At 39.3% G+C, this 21739-nt stretch carries 20 protein-coding genes and 1 tRNA gene; 6 read left to right on the top strand and 15 right to left on the bottom strand.

Annotated elements, in window-relative coordinates; genetic code table 11:
* Positions 1-450: 450 nt before the first annotated feature.
* The 8 genes from FFM67_RS11765 to FFM67_RS11730 all read right to left on the bottom strand — a co-directional run bounded on the left by FFM67_RS11765 (position 451) and on the right by FFM67_RS11730 (position 11856).
* The gene (locus FFM67_RS11765) at positions 451-1956 is read right to left on the bottom strand and encodes a HAMP domain-containing sensor histidine kinase (RefSeq protein WP_137614741.1); all 1506 of its coding nucleotides are present in this window, start codon (positions 1954-1956) and stop codon (positions 451-453) included.
* Complete coding sequence (locus tag FFM67_RS11760; RefSeq protein ID WP_071862817.1) at positions 1953-2639, bottom strand: response regulator transcription factor; 687 nt, start codon at positions 2637-2639, stop codon at positions 1953-1955. Before FFM67_RS11760 ends, FFM67_RS11765 begins: the two co-directional genes overlap by 4 nt.
* A gap of 109 nt (positions 2640-2748) precedes the next feature.
* Positions 2749-4170 carry an NADP-dependent phosphogluconate dehydrogenase gene (gnd, locus tag FFM67_RS11755; RefSeq protein WP_137614740.1) on the bottom strand — a complete coding sequence of 474 codons (1422 nt, stop codon included), beginning with the start codon at positions 4168-4170 and terminating at the stop codon, positions 2749-2751.
* 243 nt (positions 4171-4413) lie between these two features.
* Positions 4414-4593: a 50S ribosomal protein L32 gene (rpmF, locus tag FFM67_RS11750; RefSeq protein WP_010740070.1), complete on the bottom strand. Its 180-nt coding sequence runs from the start codon at positions 4591-4593 to the stop codon at positions 4414-4416.
* 57 nt (positions 4594-4650) lie between these two features.
* Positions 4651-5199, bottom strand: coding sequence for a YceD family protein (locus FFM67_RS11745; RefSeq protein ID WP_137614739.1), 549 nt, complete (start codon positions 5197-5199; stop codon positions 4651-4653).
* Between the two features lie 447 nt (positions 5200-5646).
* Complete coding sequence (gene pyk / locus FFM67_RS11740) at positions 5647-7431, bottom strand: pyruvate kinase (RefSeq protein ID WP_137614738.1); 1785 nt, start codon at positions 7429-7431, stop codon at positions 5647-5649.
* 61 nt (positions 7432-7492) lie between these two features.
* Positions 7493-8455, bottom strand: a complete 963-nt coding sequence (gene pfkA / locus FFM67_RS11735) for a 6-phosphofructokinase (protein WP_137614737.1) — start codon at positions 8453-8455, stop codon at positions 7493-7495.
* A gap of 140 nt (positions 8456-8595) precedes the next feature.
* Positions 8596-11856 carry a DNA polymerase III subunit alpha gene (locus FFM67_RS11730; protein WP_137614736.1) on the bottom strand — a complete coding sequence of 1087 codons (3261 nt, stop codon included), beginning with the start codon at positions 11854-11856 and terminating at the stop codon, positions 8596-8598.
* 217 nt (positions 11857-12073) lie between these two features.
* On the opposite strand from FFM67_RS11730, the gene FFM67_RS11725 reads away from it, so the two are divergent.
* Positions 12074-12253: a YjzD family protein gene (locus tag FFM67_RS11725; protein ID WP_137614735.1), complete on the top strand. Its 180-nt coding sequence runs from the start codon at positions 12074-12076 to the stop codon at positions 12251-12253.
* Positions 12254-12348: 95 nt separating this feature from the next.
* Here the strand turns inward: FFM67_RS11725 and FFM67_RS11720 are convergent, their stop codons facing one another.
* Positions 12349-12759 (bottom strand): hypothetical protein, encoded by a 411-nt coding sequence (locus FFM67_RS11720; RefSeq protein ID WP_137614734.1) that lies wholly within the window; start codon positions 12757-12759, stop codon positions 12349-12351.
* A 70-nt stretch (positions 12760-12829) separates the two neighbouring features.
* Entirely contained in the window at positions 12830-14032 is a 1203-nt protein-coding gene (locus FFM67_RS11715; RefSeq protein WP_137614733.1) for a multidrug efflux MFS transporter, read from the bottom strand.
* Positions 14033-14305: 273 nt separating this feature from the next.
* On the opposite strand from FFM67_RS11715, the gene FFM67_RS11710 reads away from it, so the two are divergent.
* Positions 14306-15112, top strand: a complete 807-nt coding sequence (locus FFM67_RS11710) for a Cof-type HAD-IIB family hydrolase (RefSeq protein WP_137614732.1) — start codon at positions 14306-14308, stop codon at positions 15110-15112.
* A 56-nt stretch (positions 15113-15168) separates the two neighbouring features.
* Here the strand turns inward: FFM67_RS11710 and FFM67_RS11705 are convergent, their stop codons facing one another.
* The 4 genes from FFM67_RS11705 to FFM67_RS11690 all read right to left on the bottom strand — a co-directional run bounded on the left by FFM67_RS11705 (position 15169) and on the right by FFM67_RS11690 (position 17149).
* Positions 15169-15951 (bottom strand): DUF4357 domain-containing protein, encoded by a 783-nt coding sequence (locus tag FFM67_RS11705; protein WP_137614731.1) that lies wholly within the window; start codon positions 15949-15951, stop codon positions 15169-15171.
* Between the two features lie 144 nt (positions 15952-16095).
* Complete coding sequence (locus FFM67_RS11700; RefSeq protein ID WP_137614730.1) at positions 16096-16323, bottom strand: hypothetical protein; 228 nt, start codon at positions 16321-16323, stop codon at positions 16096-16098.
* A 125-nt stretch (positions 16324-16448) separates the two neighbouring features.
* Positions 16449-16536 (bottom strand) — tRNA-Ser (locus FFM67_RS11695).
* A gap of 40 nt (positions 16537-16576) precedes the next feature.
* Positions 16577-17149 carry a TetR/AcrR family transcriptional regulator gene (locus tag FFM67_RS11690; protein WP_137614729.1) on the bottom strand — a complete coding sequence of 191 codons (573 nt, stop codon included), beginning with the start codon at positions 17147-17149 and terminating at the stop codon, positions 16577-16579.
* A gap of 389 nt (positions 17150-17538) precedes the next feature.
* Here FFM67_RS11690 and FFM67_RS11685 point away from each other — a divergent pair, with 389 nt between their 5' ends.
* From FFM67_RS11685 to FFM67_RS11670, 4 genes are all read left to right on the top strand, one after another.
* The gene (locus tag FFM67_RS11685) at positions 17539-18291 is read left to right on the top strand and encodes a threonine/serine exporter family protein (protein WP_137614728.1); all 753 of its coding nucleotides are present in this window, start codon (positions 17539-17541) and stop codon (positions 18289-18291) included.
* Positions 18292-18336: 45 nt separating this feature from the next.
* Entirely contained in the window at positions 18337-18786 is a 450-nt protein-coding gene (locus tag FFM67_RS11680) for a threonine/serine exporter family protein (protein ID WP_071862830.1), read from the top strand.
* A gap of 177 nt (positions 18787-18963) precedes the next feature.
* Positions 18964-19563, top strand: a complete 600-nt coding sequence (locus tag FFM67_RS11675) for a TVP38/TMEM64 family protein (RefSeq protein WP_137614727.1) — start codon at positions 18964-18966, stop codon at positions 19561-19563.
* A 34-nt stretch (positions 19564-19597) separates the two neighbouring features.
* Positions 19598-21157 (top strand): glycerophosphodiester phosphodiesterase family protein, encoded by a 1560-nt coding sequence (locus FFM67_RS11670; protein WP_137614726.1) that lies wholly within the window; start codon positions 19598-19600, stop codon positions 21155-21157.
* 188 nt (positions 21158-21345) lie between these two features.
* Here FFM67_RS11670 and FFM67_RS11665 read toward each other — a convergent pair whose 3' ends face one another.
* Positions 21346-21564, bottom strand: a complete 219-nt coding sequence (locus FFM67_RS11665; RefSeq protein ID WP_137614725.1) for a hypothetical protein — start codon at positions 21562-21564, stop codon at positions 21346-21348.
* Positions 21565-21739 lie beyond the last annotated feature (175 nt).

Genomic DNA, 21739 nt, shown 5'->3' with positions numbered 1-21739 from the left:
TTGCTTCTATAAAAGAAGCGCCCTACACATTTGGTTTGTTTTATTCGTTCAGTTTTCAAAGGTCTACATTGTTTGTCACTTTGTTTCAGCAACTTTTATATCTTAACAGGTTACTGTCTGCATGTCAAGAGTTTTTTCTCAAAAACTTTTTATAAAAAAACATTTTCGAACGATCTCTCGCATCAGCGACTTTATAAAAATACCACAAGTGAAAACATCCGTCAACTATTATTTTGAATCTTTTTTCAAGATGTTTTATTCTCTTGGGAACAGATAATAATATAGCAATCTTCAAGTTATATTGCAACTATTTTTTGAACTTTTTTCAATCTTTTTTACTTTTTCGAACGTTCCTGTAGAACTCTAAAATAACGTTCGATTTTACAGCAAAAATAACGCTATCTGGAATAATTTTATCTTAGAATTTTCGCATAAAAAAACAACCGAATTTTACTCGGTTGTTTTTTCTTCTAGCATTGGAATGAAAATTCTAAAAATTGTACCCTTCCCAACAGAACTTTCGACACTGATATTTCCTTTATAGCTCTCTAAAAGTTTATGAGCGATAGATAATCCTAATCCATTTCCACCTTTTGTTCTAGCACGAGCCTTATCTACTCGATAGAAACGATTAAATACTTTATCAATATCTTCATCAGGAATTCCTTCACCAAAATCTTGAATCGCGATTTCGAAACGATTAAAGGTTGAAGAAACAGAAATATGAACTTCCTTACGGTCCGTCGAATATTTCACCGCATTATCTAAAATAATAATCAAAATTTGTTCTAAGTGATTGCGATAAATTTTTAAAACCTTTTCTTTATCTAAATCATCATCTAAGGTAAAGGTAAATTCTGGATAAAGCAGTTTGAAATTATTAAACACTTGATACGTAACTTCTTTTGCTTTTGAAGTTTCATTCCCATAATAAACATCTACCTGCTCAGCTCTAGATAAATCCAACATCTCTTGAACAAGACTCTTCATCCGAACAAGCTCCTGCAAACTAGCTTGAATCGACTCATCAAGGATTTCAGGATCATCTTTCCCCCAACGGTTTAACATATTCAGATGGCCTTCAATTACAGCGACTGGTGTTCTTAATTCGTGAGAAACATCCTCTACAAACTGCTCCTGTTGCTCAATATACATCCGTATCCGATCAATCACATCATTAAAAATCACCGCTAGATCCGCTAACTCGTCATTAGTCGTGATATCTGGAACACGGACTTCTGCTTGCGGGTCCTGACGAATAATTTCCATGGTATCACGGAGAATTTTTACCGGCTTCAAGAAATACGAAGACAATAAGAAACCAAAGAAACTACTTAACAGCAGCGAGAATATTTCTAAAATGATCAACGTTAATAGCAATTTGCTACGCATCTCATAAAAATCTGAAAGTTCATAAAATATCTGGGCATAGCCAATTTTTTCACCGGTTTTTTTGGAATAGATCGGTTCAACAGACAGAAAACCATTTTTTTCATCTACTGTCACAATTGTAGGACTTTTATGCTTTGTCTGAACTAATGGCTGATAGTCTTTCTGCGTTTTGAAAATCAACTTTTTATCTAAATTATAGATGTCTAGCGATAGTTGCCGCTGACCGAGCTCTGATATGAAATCGTCAATGCGCATCATATTGCCTTCTAAGGTCATGTTTTGATCGTATAAAGAGTTGTCTTGAGCCGCAGACTCCGTTAATGTACGGTACGTACTCACCAATGTCAATTCTTCATCGGCATCCGCCAGACGCGAAGTCACCGCTGTAATGGTTCGTTCGACGTTGTTCCGCTCCTTGGTTACAATTAGATTCACGGAGGATTTGTAAGTAATTACCGCAAAAATAGTAAACACCACAAATATAAAGAAAGAACTTGTAAAGGCCCACTTGATGGTAAGTGAGGGCCCTTTCAGTTCTCTTTGATTCTTAATAAATTTTCTCATGAGCGCATAACGTAACCAGTACCACGAACCGTTTGGATATAGCTATCTTCACCGGGTACATCAATTTTATTACGCAAGTAACGAATATACACGTCTACTACATTGGTTTCGACTTCTGTTTCATAGCCCCAAACCTTATTTAATAGAACATCACGGGCAAGAACCACATTGACGTTTTCCATTAGTGTTAATAGCAACTCGTATTCGCGTTTTGTTAATTCGATAATTTCATTACCACGGCGAACCACTCGATTTTCTTTTTCGATCGTTAAATCGCGGTAAGTAATTGTTGTCTGTTTAGCAACATTTTTATCGCCTTCGATATCGATACGGCGAAGCAATGCACGTAAACGTGCTAATAACTCTTCGATTGCGAAAGGTTTGACAATATAATCGTCTGCCCCATGATCCAATCCTGAAACGCGGTCAATAACTGAATCACGAGCTGTCATCATAATGATTGGCGTATTTTTCACCTGACGAACACGACGACAAACTTCAAGACCATTTAATTCAGGCAACATTAGATCAAGTAAAATTGCATCCCAGTCACTTTCCAATGCAGCTTCAAGACCAGTTCTGCCATTATAATGCACTTCTGTTTCGTAGCCTTCGTGCTTTAATTCCAGCTCGACAAAACGAGCTAGATTTTTTTCGTCTTCAATGATCAGAATATTACTCATTTTTTTAGTTCCTTTCCAAGTTAAGTTTCATTAAACCTTTACCATTATAGTGGAATTCACACTAAAAAGATATAGCCAGTTTAACAAGGGATTTCAAATCAGCTGTCTTTTATTCTTCGTGATACCAGCTGTAATGGTAAATCCCCTCTTTATCGGTCCGTTCATAAGTATGAGCACCAAAGTAATCACGTTGCGCTTGAATTAGGTTAGCTGGTAACCGTTCAGCTCGATAAGAATCATAATAAGTGATCGCTGATGAGAAGGTTGGAACTGGAACTCCCGCTTGAACCGCAATCGCTACAACATCACGGACGGCTTGTTGATACTTCGCAGTAATTTCTTGGAAGTATTCATCTAGCATTAAGTTTGCCAAGTCGGCATCCTTTTCATAAGCATCCGTAATTTTTTGTAAAAATCGAGCACGAATGATGCAGCCAGCACGCCAGATTTTTGCGATATCACCAAACGGCAAGTCCCATCCATATTCTTTTGAAGCACTGCGTAATTGTGCAAATCCTTGCGCATAACTCATGATCTTGCTGAAATATAATGCTTCACGGATTTTTTCGATCAATTCTTGTTTGTCGCCTTCGTATTTATAAGGAGCTGGTTTTGGCAAGACTTTGCTGGCTGCAACCCGTTCATCTTTGTACGCAGAAATAAAACGAGCAAAAACTGATTCAGTAATTAGTGGTAGTGGTACACCAAGGTCTAGCGCACTTTGTGAAGTCCATTTACCAGTCCCTTTATTACCAGCTGCGTCCATAATTACATCCACAATCGGTTGGTCAGATCCTTCATCGTCTTTACGTGTCAAAATATCTGCTGTAATCTCGATCAAATAGCTGTCTAATTCACCTTTGTTCCATTCAGAGAAGACATCCGCCATTTCATCAACTGTTAGGCCTAATAATTGTTGCATCAAGTCATACGATTCGGCGATTAATTGCATGTCGCCATATTCAATGCCATTATGAACCATTTTTACATAATGACCCGCACCATTCGCACCAATATAAGTGACACATGGTTCACCATCTTCAGCTTTAGCGGCGATTTGTTCAAAGATCGGCGCAACTAAATCATAAGCTTCTTTTTGACCACCTGGCATCATAGAAGGCCCCTCTAACGCGCCTTTTTCACCACCGGAGACACCAGTACCGATGAAATTGATTCCTGAGTTGGCTAATTCTTCATTCCGTCGAATCGTATCTTTAAAGAACGTATTTCCTCCGTCAATCAAAATATCGCCTTTATCTAAATGAGGTAATAATGACTGGATTGTTGCATCCGTAGCAGGCCCTGCTTTGACCATCAATAAAATTCGACGAGGTTTCTCAATCGAATCAACAAATTCTTCAATCGAAAAAGTAGCTTTCAACTTGCGATCAGGATGTTCGGCAACAACCTCCTCTGTTTTTGAGCCTGTCCGATTGTACAAGGCAACAGAATACCCGCGGCTTTCAATATTCAAGGCTAAATTTTTGCCCATTACTGCCATACCTACGACACCAAATTGTTGTTTTGACATAATTATCCTCCTAATTCGTGTTAAACACTTATTTTTCTTTAGAAAAATAAGATAGATTCTTTCCATGTTTAACGTTTCTAACATCCATTGAACACGCAGTAAAATCATTCCATTAGTATTCAATACGTTTCTCATTATATCCTAACAAAGTGAGAATGGAAAATGAATTGTGTTAACTCTAAGAAAAAAACCCCAAGACTCCATGGTTAGTCTTGAGGTTTTGGCTTCTCTATTAAAAAGTGCTTATGCTTCTTTAGACATAACATCTTTTCCATCATAGTAGCCACAGTTGGCACATACGTGATGGCTCTTCTTCATTTCGCCACAGTTTGGACATTCGTTCAAACCTTTGATGGTTAATTTGTAGTGAGTACGACGTTTGTTCTTTTTAGCTTTTGATGTTTTTCTAGCTGGTACTGCCATTGGGTGTTACACCTCCTTATAAAATGAAGTATCATTAATGATACATTTATTCCAATCTTACTGATCATCTTCCTCATTGAATAATTCCGATAACTTCGCAAGACGAGGATCAATTGTTTCAGCAGATTCCTTTTTCTGGAAATACTCTTCTTCGCTAACGACTTCCCAATCGTTGCCTTTTGGGAGGCTGCTTGCTTGCTTTTCTTCCTCAGAAAAAACTTGTAGCGGAATTGCCAATAAAATGTTGTCTTCGATGGAGTCCGTCAAGTCGATCGTATCATTGTCTATGACAAGGATCTCTTCGTCTCGTTCATCTTCCAATGAAGACCATTGCTCCCGTGTCATGAATACCTCATCCACTGATAAATCAAGTGGCAAGTCAACTGGTTCCAAGGAACGTGCTGAAGGAACAGTTACAATAGTTTTCAATTGATAATGTAAAATGTATTCATTTTTCCCAACAGACAAGAGACCCTCCACAGTAACCGGAGCTACCGCCAAGATTTCGTTATCTCGCGCTGTTAATGTTTCACTTACATCGATCGTTTCTGAAAAATTTAGTGCTTCTTCTTTGTAGCGGCGTAATTCGCCAATCGACCATTTCATTATTCATCACCTCTAAGCAACAATCGCTATTATACAGGTGTAAAAAATCTTTGTCAATGAAATTTTCTTGACACCCTTAAAGGCTGTTCAAACTCGTCTAAATTTTGAACAATAAGACGTAAATTTATAGAAATCACCATTCAGATTTATATAAATTTTTGCTTATTGTTGAAAAATTCAACTTAGAAAGCTCACTAGCCAAACAAAACTCGTTGTGCCTTTTTAGAAATATCCATGTCACCCAATTTAATTCACTTAATAGTAGTGAAAAGCTGTCTTCAATAGAACATTATATTTTTCAAAAATCTTGAAAAATGTAGTCATTCTCGTTTTGCATACGATTTTTCTAATCACGCTAAAGCGTGATTAGAAAACTTCGCAAAAGGAGACTGTGACAAATTGTCGCAGTCCCCCCGCACTTCTTTTTAAAAGCTGATCTAAAGATTGTTAGATCGCTGTTGTTTGTCCACGGTATACAATACCACGACGAGGGTCAACAGTGACTAATTCACCGTCAACAACAGTTGACGTTGCTTCTTTAGCACCCACGACTACAGGGATATCTTGGGCGATACCCACGACTGCAGCATGAGAAGTCAAACCACCATCTTCAACGATCAAAGCGGCCGCTTTTTCGATTGCTGGCATATATTCTTTATCCGTTGTAGGAACAACTAAAACCATACCGTCTTTTGCTTTTTTAATTGCTTCTTCAGCAGATTTAGCAACGACTGCATGAGCAACGACTGTTGCTTCACCAACACCTTGCGCTTCTAATAATTTAGAACCGATCATTTGAACTTTCATTACGTTAGTTGTTCCACGTTCTCCAACTGGTACACCAGCAGTGATTAAGATTAAATCGCCTTCTTTAGCGAAGCCTAAATCAACCGCTTGTTGAGCAGCTAAGTCGAACATTTCATCAGTTGTTGTTGGTTTTTCAGCAACTGTTGGGTAAACACCCCAGTTAACCATCAAGCTACGTTTTGTGCGTTCGTCAAAAGTAACAGCCAAGATATCAGCATCTGGGCGGTATTTAGAGATCATACGAGCTGTGTGGCCTGACTCAGTCGCAGCAACGATTGTTTTAATACCTAAGTTTTTCGCAGCACGAGCAACAGATAAACCAATTGTTTCAGTTACGTTTGATTTGTCGAATTCGTTGATTTGGAATGAACCTAATTCTGATAAAGCAGATTCAGCTTCCATATCGATGCGAGCCATTGTACCAACAGCTTCAACTGGGTATTTACCGTTTGCAGATTCACCAGAAAGCATAGTTGCATCTGTTCCGTCAAATACAGCATTGGCAACGTCAGAGGCTTCCGCACGTGTTGGACGTGGATTTTCTTGCATTGATTCTAACATTTGAGTTGCAGTGATTACTGGTTTACCAGCGTAGTTACATTTTTTAATGATTCGTTTTTGAACCATTGGTACCAATTCAGGTGCGATTTCAACACCCATGTCGCCACGAGCAATCATGATACCGTCAGAAACTTTGATGATTTCGTCGATATTATCGATTCCTTCTTGTGATTCAATTTTAGGGAAGATATGAACGTGTGTCATATTTTTTTCTTCAAGAATTTCACGAATATCAAGAACATCTTGTGCTTTACGGACAAAACTTGCCGCAATAAAGTTGATGTCATTGTCTAAACCAAAACGAATATCGTCTGCATCTTTTTCAGTGATCCCTGGCAAGTTGATAGAGATTCCAGGAGCGTTCACACCTTTACGAGAACCTAGCATACCAGCATTTTTAACTAGCATTACTAATTCGCGGTTTGCTTCATCTTTGTCTACGATTTCCATGTCAATAAGACCATCATCGAATAAAATGTGTCCGCCGATATGTGCATCTTCGAATAGTCCTGGGTAAGTCACAGCAATTTTTTCTTTTGTTCCTTTTAATTCAGGGTCCATTGAGATGCGTGTTTCGTCGCCAACGTTAAATTCGATATAACCAGCACGACCGTAGTCTGCTTCTGTTGTGTCTTGAACAGTTGTACGGATTTCAGCACCTTTTGTATCTAATAAGATCCCAACATCTTTACCTGTTTTTTCGACTGCATCACGAACCATTTGCATACGTGACAATTGTTCTTCGTGATCTCCGTGTGAAAAGTTGAAACGGAACACGTTGGCACCAGCTTCGATTAATTGAGAAATTGTTTCAACTGTGTTACTTGCTGGTCCTAATGTACTAACGATCTTCGTTTTTTTCATTACGTAATACGCTCCATTCTTGATTGTTTATAATATATAGTCTGCACTATTATTAACGAGATTAAAATGAGATTTGGTTGTTCAATTCATACAAAGATAAATCAGGTTTGTGTTTTTTGTTTTCTAATGCGTCAATAATATCTGCAGCAACGACTTCATTGTCTTGGATACCAATACACAATCCGCCTTTACCTTCTAATAATAAGTCAACGGCATATGAACCAAATTTACTTGCTAATACACGGTCGCGAGCGCTTGGAGAGCCACCACGAACAACGTGACCTAATACACTGACACGTGTATGGAAGTCGCCGTATTCTGCCAATTTATCAGCAAATTCATTTCCGCCCATGACGCCTTCAGCTAAGATAATCAGGCAATGTTTCTTTCCGCGGTCGCGGCCTGCTTGGATTTTCTTCGCAATTTTTTCCATATCGAAATCATGTTCAGGAATAACGATTTCGTCCGCTCCACCAGCAACACCTGACCACAAAGCGATATCGCCTGCATTACGTCCCATTACTTCGATGACGAATGTACGAACGTGTGAAGTTGCTGTATCACGGATACGGTCAACTGATTCTAATACGGTGTTAATTGCTGTATCAAAACCAACCGTGAAGTCTGTCCCTGGAATATCATTATCGATTGTCCCTGGAATACCAACAGCTGGATAGCCATGTTTTGTTAAAGCCATTGCGCCATGATAAGAACCGTCGCCACCAATAACCACTAAGCCTTCAATGCCGAATTTTTTCAATTGTTCGATTCCTTTTAATTGGCCCTCTTCATGTTCGAATTCAGGGTAACGAGCAGAATATAAGAAAGTACCACCACGTTGGATCTTATCTCCAACATCAGCAACGTCTAAACGACGAATGTCTCCAGCTACTAAACCGGCGAAGCCATAATTAATACCGTAAACTTCCATTCCTTCGAAAATTGCTTTACGCACAACGGCACGAACGGCAGCGTTCATTCCGGGAGCGTCTCCTCCACTTGTTAAAATTCCAATGCGTTTCATTTTCTCACCTCATAAATATTTCTCGAAAAACATACATCGTTTAATTCATGGTACATTCTATCAAAAAACATCCCAAAAGTCTTGGGATGTCCACGTGAAACACCGTGTTTTTGCAAAAAGTTTTTGAAAGTTACAAGAAATCATCTTATTACAACGTTTTGTTCCCCTAATATGTCACGTAAAGCATTTAACAAGGTGTCATTAATCCCCACCCAGAACTTTTTATCCAACACAATCTTTTTGCTATTTTTTTCATAATAGATAATTACCGGCACTTTTCCTGGAGAAATTTGAAGGTTGTCGGCAATTGCTTGTTGAATTGCTTGATTCTCTTTATCTGCTGGCACACGTAAAAACAATGTTTGATCGCTGATATTCTCTTCCGCTGACTCTGCCAATTCTAATTCTTCTACCAACAACTGAGTGGCTTGATCATAACGGCTACGTTCGACCTTTCCAGCGACTAAATAAACTTTTTCCAACTCTAGCGAATTACGAATTCGACGATAAGTTTGTGGGAAGATCGTCAAAGAAATCTCGCCACTTTGATCATTTCCAGTCAAGAACGCCATCTGCTCACCCTTTTTGGTGCGAATCTCGCGAATGTCCTTTAAATAGAAAAGAATTTTGCTACGGCTACCAACAGATAACTCCGTGATTGCGCGTAAATCCTTTTGTTTAAGTAACTTAGGAAAATTCTCAGTAGGATGACCGGAGACATACAATCCTAGGTATTGTTCCTCATAATTCAAACGCTCCGCTAACGAATAATCGGCTAACGGTCGCTCCTTTAAACTCATGACGTCTAGCAAAGACATGCTGCCTCCACTATATTGCACGTTTTGGATCTTGCCTTCTAATTCTTCGACTAGTTGTCGGCGGTTGGGATGCAGTTCATCAAAAGCACCGATTAAAATCAATGGGGCAATGTATTCGTTTTTCAACCAGCGTTTTTCAACGCTTAATAAAAACTGATCTAAGGAATTAAATGAACCATTTTCTTTACGAGCCATCAGAATGTTGCTGACAAAGTCCCGCCGAATCCCTTTGATAGCATCTAAACCAAAGCGAATCAACTCTTTTTCGATTAACGTAAAGCTGTACTGACTACGATTAATATCTGGCGCTAATAATTTCACCCCGGCTCGATTGGCTTCTGCAATATATTCCCGCAATTTTTTGGGGTCATTGCGTACTGATTGCATCAATGCCGTATAAAAGGCCCCAGGATAATGAACTTTCAAGTACGCCATTTGATAGCCGACAAAACTATAGGCCACCGAGTGAGAACGGTTGAAGCCATAATTCGCAAATCGTTCGATATAGTCATAGACTTCTTCAGCACTTTTTTGGCTATGTCCTCGATGTACAGCGCCATCAACAAAATGTCGCCGCTCTTCATCTAATAAGTCTTTTTTCTTTTTACTCACTGCCCGACGCAAGATATCGGCTTGCCCTAGACTGAAGCCCGCCATCTGAGCGGCTACTTGCATGATTTGTTCTTGATAGACGATAAAGCCATAGGTTGGTGCTAAGATTGACTTCACCGACGTATCTGGAAAAGTAACGGGCTCTTTGCCATTTTTACGGGCGATGAATTGGTCAATGATCTGCATTGGACCTGGCCGATACAACGCATTAACCGCTACGATATCTTCAAAGTCGGTTGGATGTAAGTTTCGTAATACATTTCGAATACCCGCAGATTCGAATTGGAACACGCCACTCGTCTCTCCTCGCTGAAACAATGCCAAAGTCTCTGCATCATCTAAAGGAATTTTCTTGAGATCAAGTTCCTCATGGTAAATACGACGGACATTCTGTAAGGCTGTATCAATGATGGAAAGATTCCGCAATCCCAGAAAGTCCATTTTCAATAAGCCAATCGTCTCTACATCCGTCATGGTGAACTGGGTCAGTAAAATATCCTCCGAACCATTTTGCAATGGCACGACTTGCAGTAAATTCACATCACTAATTACTACACCACCAGCATGAGTGGAAACGTGGCGGGGCAAGCCTTCCAACGTTAAAGCGGTCTGAAACAGCAAATGACTCCGCTCATCATGGGCAACTAAGCGTTTCAAGGGTTCCGACTTTTCATAGGCCTCCTTCAACGTAATTTTCAGTTGACTCGGTATGGCTTTCGACCATTGATTGGCTTCACTTTGGGAAAGACCAAACACTCGTCCGACATCCCGTAAGACCATTTTGGCCGCCATTGTCCCAAAGGTCGCAATTTGCGACACATGGAAATGACCATATTTTTCATGGACATAATGCAAAACTTGATTGCGGCGATTATCAGGAATATCCAGATCGATATCGGGCATGCTATTGCGTTCTGGATTCAAAAAACGTTCAAATAAAAGATCGTATTTGATTGGATCAACATCGGTAATACTCAGAACATAAGCTACTAGAGAACCGGCTGCGGACCCACGACCTGCCCCAGAAGCAATTTTGCTGCGATGAACATAATCCATGACATCCCAAACGATTAAGAAATAGTCATCAAAGCCCATGCTATGAATAATCGCTAACTCACGCGTCAGACGTTGACGATAAATCTCTGTAACTGATTCGACCCGCTGCGATAATTTCTCCCAGCATAACTCCTGTAAATACTCGTTGGCCGTTTGCTTGGTTGGTACGGGATAATGAGGCAATAATTTTTGATGTAGCGGGAGTTCAAACTGACACTTCTCAATGATTGCTTCGGCATTTCTGACAGCCTCCGTCCCCTTTTGGAAGCTTTCCTCCAATACTTGACTATCTAATAGGTAGTTTTTCCCCAATAGATTACTCAGTTCCTCTTTTGGTAGTTGGGTCCCCTTTTGGATATGCTGCATCACCTTAATGGAAAAAGCCTGATCAGCTTCCAAGTAAGCCACTTGTTGGATCGCAATTCTCGGTAATTGTGTCGTCAAATCTGACGTATCGCTGCTTGGTGAAATTCCTAAATAGCATTCTTTCGGTGCTTCCTTTAGCACTTCCGTAATTGCAGCGTCTCGGCGTTCCTCCAAGCCATCTATCGGTAAGACAAGTATTAAATTTTCCGTCTGAAGCTGGTAGTCTGAGAGTAACAATGGTGTTTCCGCCATCATGCGTTCGCTCGACAAGCGCATCAATTCCTGATAACCTGCGACATTCTTTGCATAAAGTAGTAATTTCGCTGTTTCTTCAGCCAAACTAAAATCCAACTCTAAACCAATGATCCCAAGCATTTGTTGCGCTTTGCAGACTTGGAAAAATTCTACCGCGCCGTACAAGACATTTTCATCGGTAATAGCGATCGCCGAGTAACCACGCTTTTTTGCGGCCTCAACGTATTCCTTGATTGTCAGGGTACTGTTTAATAGTGAATAGGAAGTTTTTGTATATAGTTGTGGGATTCCCATGAGATCCTCCTAGTTCGTAGTGATAGTTTCAAATAAAACTGACTGTATCTTATGTGTAACACGAATTTAAAAAATCGTTAATAGTAACAACGTTCGTCTCAAAAAGTTCCCCTATTCCTATAAATGAAAATTCATTTTTATTGCAGGACTTTTCTTTACATTTTCAAAAAAAATGCTAAACTAAACCTAGATATTACTGCGAAAAGAGGTGCTCTTGATGAAATATCTAGTTACATTATTTTGGGCTTTCGCAATTGGACAAGCCGTTTGTTATTTAGGTGGTGCCTTGCAAAGCGGAACTTATAACTTCGAACTATCTACGATTATCTCGTTAATTGTTGGTGTTATCGCAATTATTACCGCACGTTTTGTTTCACCCAAAAAAACTGAAGCATAAACAAAACCAGTTACTTTATTGTAACTGGTTTTTTGTTTATTTCAAACTGCTAGTCTCAGAAAAAGTTCCGTCAATACAATTTTACTGCTACTAACTTAATGCTGATACGCAGAAAAAGGTACGGGTAGTTTATCGTTACGAATCAACCAGAATGCCACGGTTCCTTGAATAAGGCTAATCATCACAAAAATTAACTGAATTGGAAAAATAGCCGTCATCAATAGCCACTGGATGATAATCCATACTCCGGTAATAAAACCCATGAAAACAGACAAGTAGGCACCTATACCAAGACCTTTTCCAAGTAAAATCCCACTCATAAGATTCCCACCAAAAATTACGACCAGCAAAAAAATTCCTGGAACTAAAAAAGTATTGAAGGGGGCATGAACCAACATATCGGTAGTCACTCCCATACTAGCAGCTCCGCCAGGAATCAAAGCTGCTCCGGCACCGATTGCTCCAAAAATTGCCATAATCAAATCAAAAAGCATCAATCGTTTCATTCCCCTTCTCCTTTCTTTTTAAACCTTCAAACTATCATTACCCTAATTTTTAAACCAATTTCTTTTTAACTTATATTTTTGTTTTCGTTATTAACAGCTTCCGAAAATTAAAGGTACTCAAAATAATATTTCCAAAGACGCAGACACTCGTCACGATAAAAACAGCGGGATAGCCCATCGTGTGAGCCACCGTCGAGCCTAGCATGGGACCAATCACCTGACCAAAATTGTTAAACATTTGATTGTAGCTGTAAATCCTACTAACACCTTCTGGCGGGCTGATTTTGCCAATCAACGTATTGATCGATGGCATCAAAGCCCCCGTAGAGAAACCTAAGAAGAAACGCAGCACACCCAATTGAAACGGTGTTTTGACAAAGGCCATGGGAATAAAACATAAAAGAGATAGCACTAGTCCCCCTAATAAAACTTTATGATTGCCGATCCGATCACCGATTTTCCCCAACGTTGGGGAAGACAAGATTGCTGACACCCCAGCTGCTGAAACGATGAATCCGCTGACCAATAAAATATTGCTACTAGGACCACTTAGTTGTCGAACATACAATGTCAAGATCGGGCTGATACTAGTCGCCCCTAACTGTAAAATCAAGGTACTGATAAATAAGCCAATCAAGATCGGCATGTGATCGATTCGTTTGCGCAGTTCCCCCATGCTAACAACATCTTGCTTTTCGATGGGGGTAAAATCTTCTTTGACCATAAAAATGGTTAATACCGTACAAACCAATAAAATAATCCCAGTAATAATAAACACATTTTCTAATCCAAACCATTGCGCCAGCAGTCCACCGATTGACGGACCGATCAAACTCCCTGCCACTGCACCCGTTGAGAGCGTTCCTAAAGCCCAGCCGCTTTTTTGCTTCGGTGCTTGTGAGGCGATCATCGCCGTCGCGTTAGGAATATAGCCTGATAGGACACCCGTCATAAACCGCATAATTAACAGCCAATAAACATTTGGGACAAAAGCCAGCGATCCCATTGTCACGGTCATCCCAGCTGCGGCTCGAATCATCATCAGCCTTCTACCTTTTCGGTCAGCCAAGCTTCCCCATAAAGGTGAAACGATCGCTGCAGCAAAAGCAGTTACCGAAATCGCCAAGCCAGAAAACAATTCAACTTGTGACTCTGGCGTTCCCAGCTGTTCAATGTAAACAGGTAAGAATGGCATGACTAAACTAAAGCTTGCACCCGTAAAAAAACAACCAATCCACGAAACAAATAAATTTCTACGCCAATTGATTTTCATTGCTTCAAAACCCACTTTCTTCCAATTACCTATCTCTACTATACCAGAGAATTTAGCAAAAACGTTTTCGTTGGCTTAACCAATCAGAAATATATTTAATAATTTCATTAGTTTTAAGCGCTGTTGTTGCGTTTTTTAATGGATATGCTAGACTGAAACAAGTTGAACCTAAGAATCTTCGTCTAGTCTAATAAGAGTTGGAAACCTAATTTTGGGTCAACTTCTGATGAAGTAGACGTTGCATATAAATATTTTAATGAGGTAGGAGATTTCATGAAAAAATTAATCGCTATTGATTTAGACGGGACGACGCTAAATCAAGATTCTGTAATAACTGAAAAAACCGCTAAAACATTGCATCGTGCGATTGAAGATGGACACTCTGTGGTGATCGCCACTGGCAGACCCTACCGTATGAGCAAGCACTTTTATCAAGAGTTGAAATTAACCACACCAATGATCAATTTCAACGGTGCCTTGGTTCACCTTCCTGAAAAAAAATGGGCCGGAGAACAAGAAATTTCCTTTGATCGCAGCATTGTGTTTGATTTATTAGCAGAAAAGAAAAATTTGAAGCTGGATTTCATTGCAGCGGAAAATCGCGAAACTTTCTTTATTGATGACCTAAACTTTTTCGACCAACACTTTTTTGCGAGTGATTTCGCTACGAACGACAATTTATTAACGGTGAACACCCTTCAAACCAATCCAACCTCTGTTCTGCTAAGGAGCCAACCGGAAAATGTCGGTAGTGTTTCTGAAGAATTGAAGCAACAATTCGGTCAAGAGGTTGAAGTCAACACTTGGGGCGGGCCTAAGCCGATTTTGGAAGTTGTAGCTAAAGGTATCCAAAAAGCTCACGGTTTGAAACGAGTTTTAGAAAGCGTCAATCACAAGCAAGAAGACATTATCGCCTTTGGCGATGAACACAATGATGTGGAAATGTTGAAATTTGCTGGTTGGGGCGTAGCTATGGCCAATGGGACGGATCAATTAAAGGCTGTTGCTAACGATATTACTGGACTGCCTAACAGCGAAGACGGCATGGCCGATTACTTAACAAAATACCTTGATTTATAATCGCAAAAAAACGCAGTGCTTCCACAAGAAGCGCTGCGTTTTTTTGTAGCTCCGATTTATTTTACTACGGTATACTCATCAATCGTTTTGCCATTTTGATCCTTTAAGACTAACCAGCCATTTGTGCCGGCAAAGTAAAGAAAGAGCCCAACTTCATTAACACTTTTTAAAATAATATCCTCAGTCGTCACACCATTGGCTATTTTGTCACTGTAATCCGCCCTCAGCTTTTCGGTCAGTCGAGCACTGAAGCCAATCGAGCCATCTTTATTCAAAGGCATCTCAATTTTTAACTTGGCTCCTGCCTTCAGCAACATCTCATTACGTTTTTGCCAAAGTACCTCTCCTTTTGAATCACTGTAATCAATATAAAAAGGAATCTCACTGACCTTTTTATTCCAGCGATGTTGGGCTTTCATTGGTTTCTTCTTTTGTTTTTCCTTGACAATGCCAAAGGTCGCAAAAATCTCAAACAATTCCGTTTGCGTACTGGTTAACATCGGAAAATGATTGGCCGCGATTTTAGCTGTGTCAAATAGATTTTTCACCGCTAATTGATTGTCCTGCCACGCTTGCAGCATCACTTGAGCCAGCTCCATTCCTTCAATATCCCACGGAACCGTGAGGGCAATCACTTGATCTGCCTCCTTAATAGCCGACTTATCCCACTCATGATTATAATCGATTGCTTTAGGTTCACGGCCTGTAACATAAATCAATAACTGATCAGAAGTGATCGCTGGTAGTTTCTTCCCCTCTTGATAAAAAACCAGCTCCGCCCCTTCTTCAGTTTTTACTTTGGTACTCGTCTTAGTAATCTCAACGGTTAATTTAATCATATGACCAGCCTCGAATCTTTTTCTTTGAGCTTATAAAAAAAGCGCCCAACAGTCGAATCATACGTCTTTCCAATTGTAAAAAAAAGCCACTTCGAGTGGAATGCTTTAGACATTTCTCTCAAAGTGACGCTTATCTTTGTCCATTTATTCGATGATCTTCTTTACTTTAAACGCTTCTCCTTGATCGGATACTGTTAATTGATCATCTAATTCAAATAAAATATGCATTTCATTTTTCTCGTCTTCAACGATCACGAGCTTTCCCAATGGGTCGCGTTTGTCTTTCACGATTTGGGCCTCTTTGATCAACTCCTTAGGATCACGCTTCGACGCCAGAGCATTGCCTAAATTAAAGAAAACTGTTTCTTCCACTTATCCTCACTCCTTAATTTCGTTGCGGCACAATAAACCATTCGTTCACTTCATTATATCAGAAAAAGAGCTGGAATACGGAAAAGCAACTGCTCCGTGTTCCAGCTCGATAACGATAAGATAAAAGGAAGGTACGGGACTTGAACCCGTGCACCACATTACTGCGGCTCGCCGGATTTCGAGTCCGGTGCATTACCACTCTGCCAACCTTCCGCATCATCCATCTTACCTCTTTGCTTCAATTTGTCAAGATTTATAATGCGTCTAAGACAGAAGTATCTTCTTCTTTCAAGATATTGTTGATTGTCCGGTTAATCAGATGAACAATTTCATCTTGACTTGGTGAAATGATACCAGAAGACATCAACGTTGCAATCCCGGTCACAGCAATCCATGTCCCAACGTGTAGCGCATTAATTTTCTTTTCAGATAGCTTGCTGTATTTCGGATGTTCCATAATCAATTGGTGGAAGTAATTGTATGAAAAGTCGTGCATTTTTTTACCGCCGCCGTATTCTTGTACATACAAAGCATTGTAGAGATTACTTTGCTCCTTGGCAAAATACACATAGCTTAAGCCTAGATCGATGATTGAATCGCCAGTCCGAACTTCTGGGAAAATATCGTAGTACAGGTGATTACAAATTTCATCTAACAAAGTATTTTTAAGATCACTCATGTTTTTAAATTCTAAATAGATAGGTTGCGTGCTGATTCCCATTTTTTTTGCGATGTTCCGTGCTGTAAATCCAGAGAACCCTTCATTTTCAACAACTTCATAGGCAGCCTTTAAAATCTGGTCTTTGGTATAAACTTTTCTTCTCATTTCTATTCCTCCCAGAATGTTATTATTTTTCTTGTCATTTTATTTTAATCAAAAATTGATTAGTTTTGCAACCCTTATGCAACATGTTATCTAAATTTAGTGACATTTTTTACAAATAGTAAATCTTAAAATGAATTTTTTTCTTACATAAGGGGTGGAACCGTTTTTATTCATTTTATAATTTCCTGTTTCTATAATTAAAAAATAAAAGTACCGTTATGCTTTTGATTTATTTTTGTTTCTTTAAAAAAAATAAGTCTTACTGGGTTAAAAAAATCTTGTTACTTTATTATACTTTTTCTCGTAGTTTGTGACAATCCTTATTCTTTTTCTTGTCTATTTTCTTTATTTTCACTACTATAGTATTGGAGTACAGAGGGGGAATCTTTATGGAGCAACAAAATTATTCGCAATTAGTCTTAAATACCTGCTTAAAGGCCGGAAAAATAATGATGGAGTCAGGCTCTGAGGTCTATCGAGTGGAAGATACTATGAAACGAATCGCTATCAACGCGGGACTAGACGATATTCAAACATATGTCACCGCCACCGGCTTAGTCGTCGGCTTCCCTTCTGAACAAAATAGTCAGGTAATTCAAATCACCCGTCAATCGATCAATTTGGAAAAAGTGACCGCCGTCAACCAAGGTTCCCGTCAATTTGCGGAAGGCGAACTCTCACTACCGGATTTTTATCTTTATTTAAACGAGGTCGATAACCAGACCCCGGACTTCCCTTACTTATGGAAAATTATCGCTGCCGGTGTCGTCAGCAGCACGTTAATGATCATTTTGAATGGGACTTGGTATGATTTTATCCCAACATTCTTTATCGGGATTACCGGTTTCGCGGTTCACACCTTTGTCGGCAAGAAGCTCCAAATGAATTTTCTAAATGATTTTCTCGCCGCCTTTGTAATTGGCGTCTTGTCCTTACTAGCAGTTAAGACCGCCTTTGCCCAAGATGTCAACAGTCTGATTATCGGCTCCATCATGCCGTTAGTACCGGGACTAGCCATTACGAATGCCTTTCGCGATATTATGGAAGGACATTTGATTAGCGGTGTAGCTCGTGGTACAGAGGCTTTATTTATTGCAGGAGCCATCGGCGGGGGCATTATCGTCGCCTTTAACTTTTTTTAGTCATCTAGTAACCAACCCAATCAACCGAAAATAAGGAGCCCAGCCATGACCTTTATCATTAATTTTCTTTTTAGTATGTTTAGTACCATTACCTTTGGCATTATTACGAATATTCCTCGTCGCGCATTCTTTACTTGCGGGCTGACTGGCGCAACAGGTTGGATGACTTTTTGGATTTTACAAACCTACTGTCATCAAAATATTGGCATCTCTAACTTTTTAGGCGCTTTAATGATCGGACTCATGAGCATTCTCTTTTCTCGCAAAATGCACATGCCTGTGATCGTCTTTAACGTCCCTAGTTTAGTCCCGCTAGTTCCTGGTGGTCCTGCTTTTATGGCCGTGCGTTACATGATGGATCAGAAATTTACAGAGTCTATGGAAAAAGTCGTGACAGTCCTCGTTACCGCTGGAGCAATCGCCTTAGGGTTCATGTTTACGAATTTAATCGAGCGGGCCTTAAAGCGCACGCGCTCAAACTTCCAGCCAAAATAATAAAAAGAGACTTGGTTGCTGCTCGTTACTAGCAAGTCAAGGATAAAAATGCCCTCATCAAATATCTAAAAAAAAATTTAAGTTTAATCCTATAATGCTAAATTACAACCTTAGACCTATGCTTTTTTTTGCTTTATCCCTTATACTTCAAGTATGAAGGTAAAGGAGCTGAATCAAATGAGCGTTGTTCAATCACGACGATTACTAAATATTATTTCCTTATTAGGGATTGCCTGTTCAATCAGTTTAACTGTTTACTTCTATCATTTAGGTGTATTCAATGATATGAATTCGTTGCAGCAACTTGTGGGAAACTCTCCCCTTGCCGGACCGCTTGTCTTTATTTTGATTCAGATTATTCAAGTTGTCATTCCAATCATCCCAGGAGGTATCAGCCTCGCTGCCGGCGTTTTGATTTTCGGTCCTTATTGGGGCTTTCTATATAACTACATCGGTATTTGTATTGGGTCATTGATCTTATTTTTACTAGGCCGTCACTATGGTAAACCCTTGATTCAACATCTCGTAAGTGATAAGGTATATCAGAAGTATAATCACTGGTTAGATGATCAATCCCGTTTCGAAAAAATGTTTGCATTAGCGATATTCTTTCCCGTCGCTCCAGATGATGCCCTTTGTCTAATGGCTAGTTTGACAAACATCTCATTTAAAAAATATAGCGCGATCATCTTTTTAGCTAAACCTGCTTCGATCTTTTTATATAGTTTAGCTTTATTGCAAGGTGGCAGCTTATTATCACACTTACTCGTCCACTAATCTTAGTGGACTTTTCTTTTGCCTAGGAGGAGCCATGAAGTTCATCAGTCGTACTGTTAAGCCTTTTTTTCATTCTATTCGTTTACAGGATTTTTTTATCCTTACCTTTGGTTTGTCATTTTTAACCGAAGGGCTCTTTTTATTTTTCCAAGAACTATTCCGTAACGGAAACTTTTCAAAGCTTTTCTACCTACTCTTTTTCGCATTGCTTGGTTTGTATGGATTTTTCTTTAATCAAATCCAAACTCGCAAAACGTTTTTTCAAGATTTTTCTCTAAGCGGGATACTTATCAGCAGTCTCTATTGGCTGATCCTTTCCCCTATCACTTTTTTTAAATTCTATCAGCTTTTTTTAGCTTACCGGCCACTGCCAGCCACCTTCTTATCCTTTATCTTCCTGTATCGCTGGAAAATCTTGCCAATCATCGCTGTACTCTATTTACTATTGCTTTATTTCATCTGGCGATTTCTGCTGGTTCCGAGCTATTTAAACGACGGCTTTCCTTTAAAAACAAGCCTACAAAAAAGTTGGAAGCAAAAGAAGCTTACCATTAGTCTTCAATTTCTTTCTTTTTTATTGATTCCTTTACTCTTTTTATTAAGTGGTCTGCTATTGAAAGTCCTATTCATCCTAATGGCACAGCTGGTCACAACGAAGACTGCAGGTCTGAGTCTATTGCTGCTCTATCAAATCTGTAAAAACAGTTTGTTTGCTCTCTTCTTTTTATATCTAACCTTCAATAATCAGGCGGAAGCAGTACACACCTCAAGCAAAAACTACTGGCTGATTTTTCCAGTTATTGCTAGTACCGCTCTTTCGGGACTCGCGTATACGCAACAATTATCAGTCAAGCCAGGTCCCATTTCACAAACCATCTCGCATCGAGGCGTGTCCGATAATAACGCGCTACAAAATTCAATCACGGCGCTTAAACGGACGAATCACACGTATCATCCTGATTTGGTTGAAATGGATATTCAAGAAACCGCCGATCACCAATTAGTCGTGATGCACGACGAAGACTTGAATGAGCTTGCCGGAAAAAATTTACGAATTGACAAAACAAACTGGTCCCAATTAAAAAAAATGACCTTAAAAGAAAACGGTTATCAGGAAAAGATCCCTCTATTTGCAGATTATTTAGCTGAAGCAAACAAGCTCCAGCAAAAATTACTGATCGAATTAAAGGTTAGTACTAAAACCAAGAAAACGATAATCCAACAACTGCTACCTTTAAAAGATCAATTGGTTGGACATCAATTACAAAGCATGGATTTAGAGACGGCTCAGAACTTAAAAAAAACCTTTTCTAAGCACAAAGTCGGCTATATCTTACCTTTTGACCTATTAGGAAGCCCTAAGACGCAGTTGGATTTTATCAACATCGAAGCCCGAACGGCGAATCGTCAATTAATCCAAGCAATCCATCAACGAAAGCAAGGCGTTTATGTCTGGTCAATCAACACGTCATTACAAAACCAAGCCTTTCAAGCACAAGCAGTCGAGGGGGTATTAAGCGACAAATTAGCCATTCTAATCCCCCAGAGCACCAGCGTCAAAGCTAAAGTGATTGCTGCACTTTGGATAAACTAAAAAGATTAGCAGCCGATTTTCATTGTTGGCTGCTTTTTTGATTTAATAGCGGTCCAGTATTAACTTAAAACAGCCTATATTCAAATAAAAATCACATATTTCAAATAAAAAAATCGGTTTTCCCTTTGAAATAAAGGAGAAAACCGATTTTATAACAAGCGCACTATTTCACATGTGTTTATATAGCGTTAAGCGGTACATTCTGTTTCGAGACACGCAAGCACATCGTCATACTTCACTAACAACCGATTTTGCAGCTCAATCACTGATGCACGGTCTATTGGGTCACAGCTTACAACGTTAATTAAAATAGTATTGTTGTAAAGTTGTTCTGCCACTCCGACAACTTCTTTTTCTATTCCGATTGCTCGGCATTCGTATGAAAGACCAATTTCAATATTATTCATAATAACTCCCCCTTTATTTCTACGTTTTTATAATAACATAATACACAAATAATGAAAACGTTTTTTATTAGCTTTTTTGCTTTTATATCAAGGGAAAAAGGTAGCGTCAAGAATTATGTGTAAATGGAAAATCCATTCCGTTAATTACAGTTAAATCATTGACTCTAATGTATCC

The sequence above is a fragment of the Enterococcus viikkiensis genome (genome assembly GCF_005405345.1).
In the GTDB taxonomy this organism is placed as follows: domain Bacteria; phylum Bacillota; class Bacilli; order Lactobacillales; family Enterococcaceae; genus Enterococcus_A; species Enterococcus_A viikkiensis.
The sequence above is the reverse complement of the archived record's forward strand: the minus strand, read 5'-3'. Positions and strand labels throughout refer to the sequence as shown.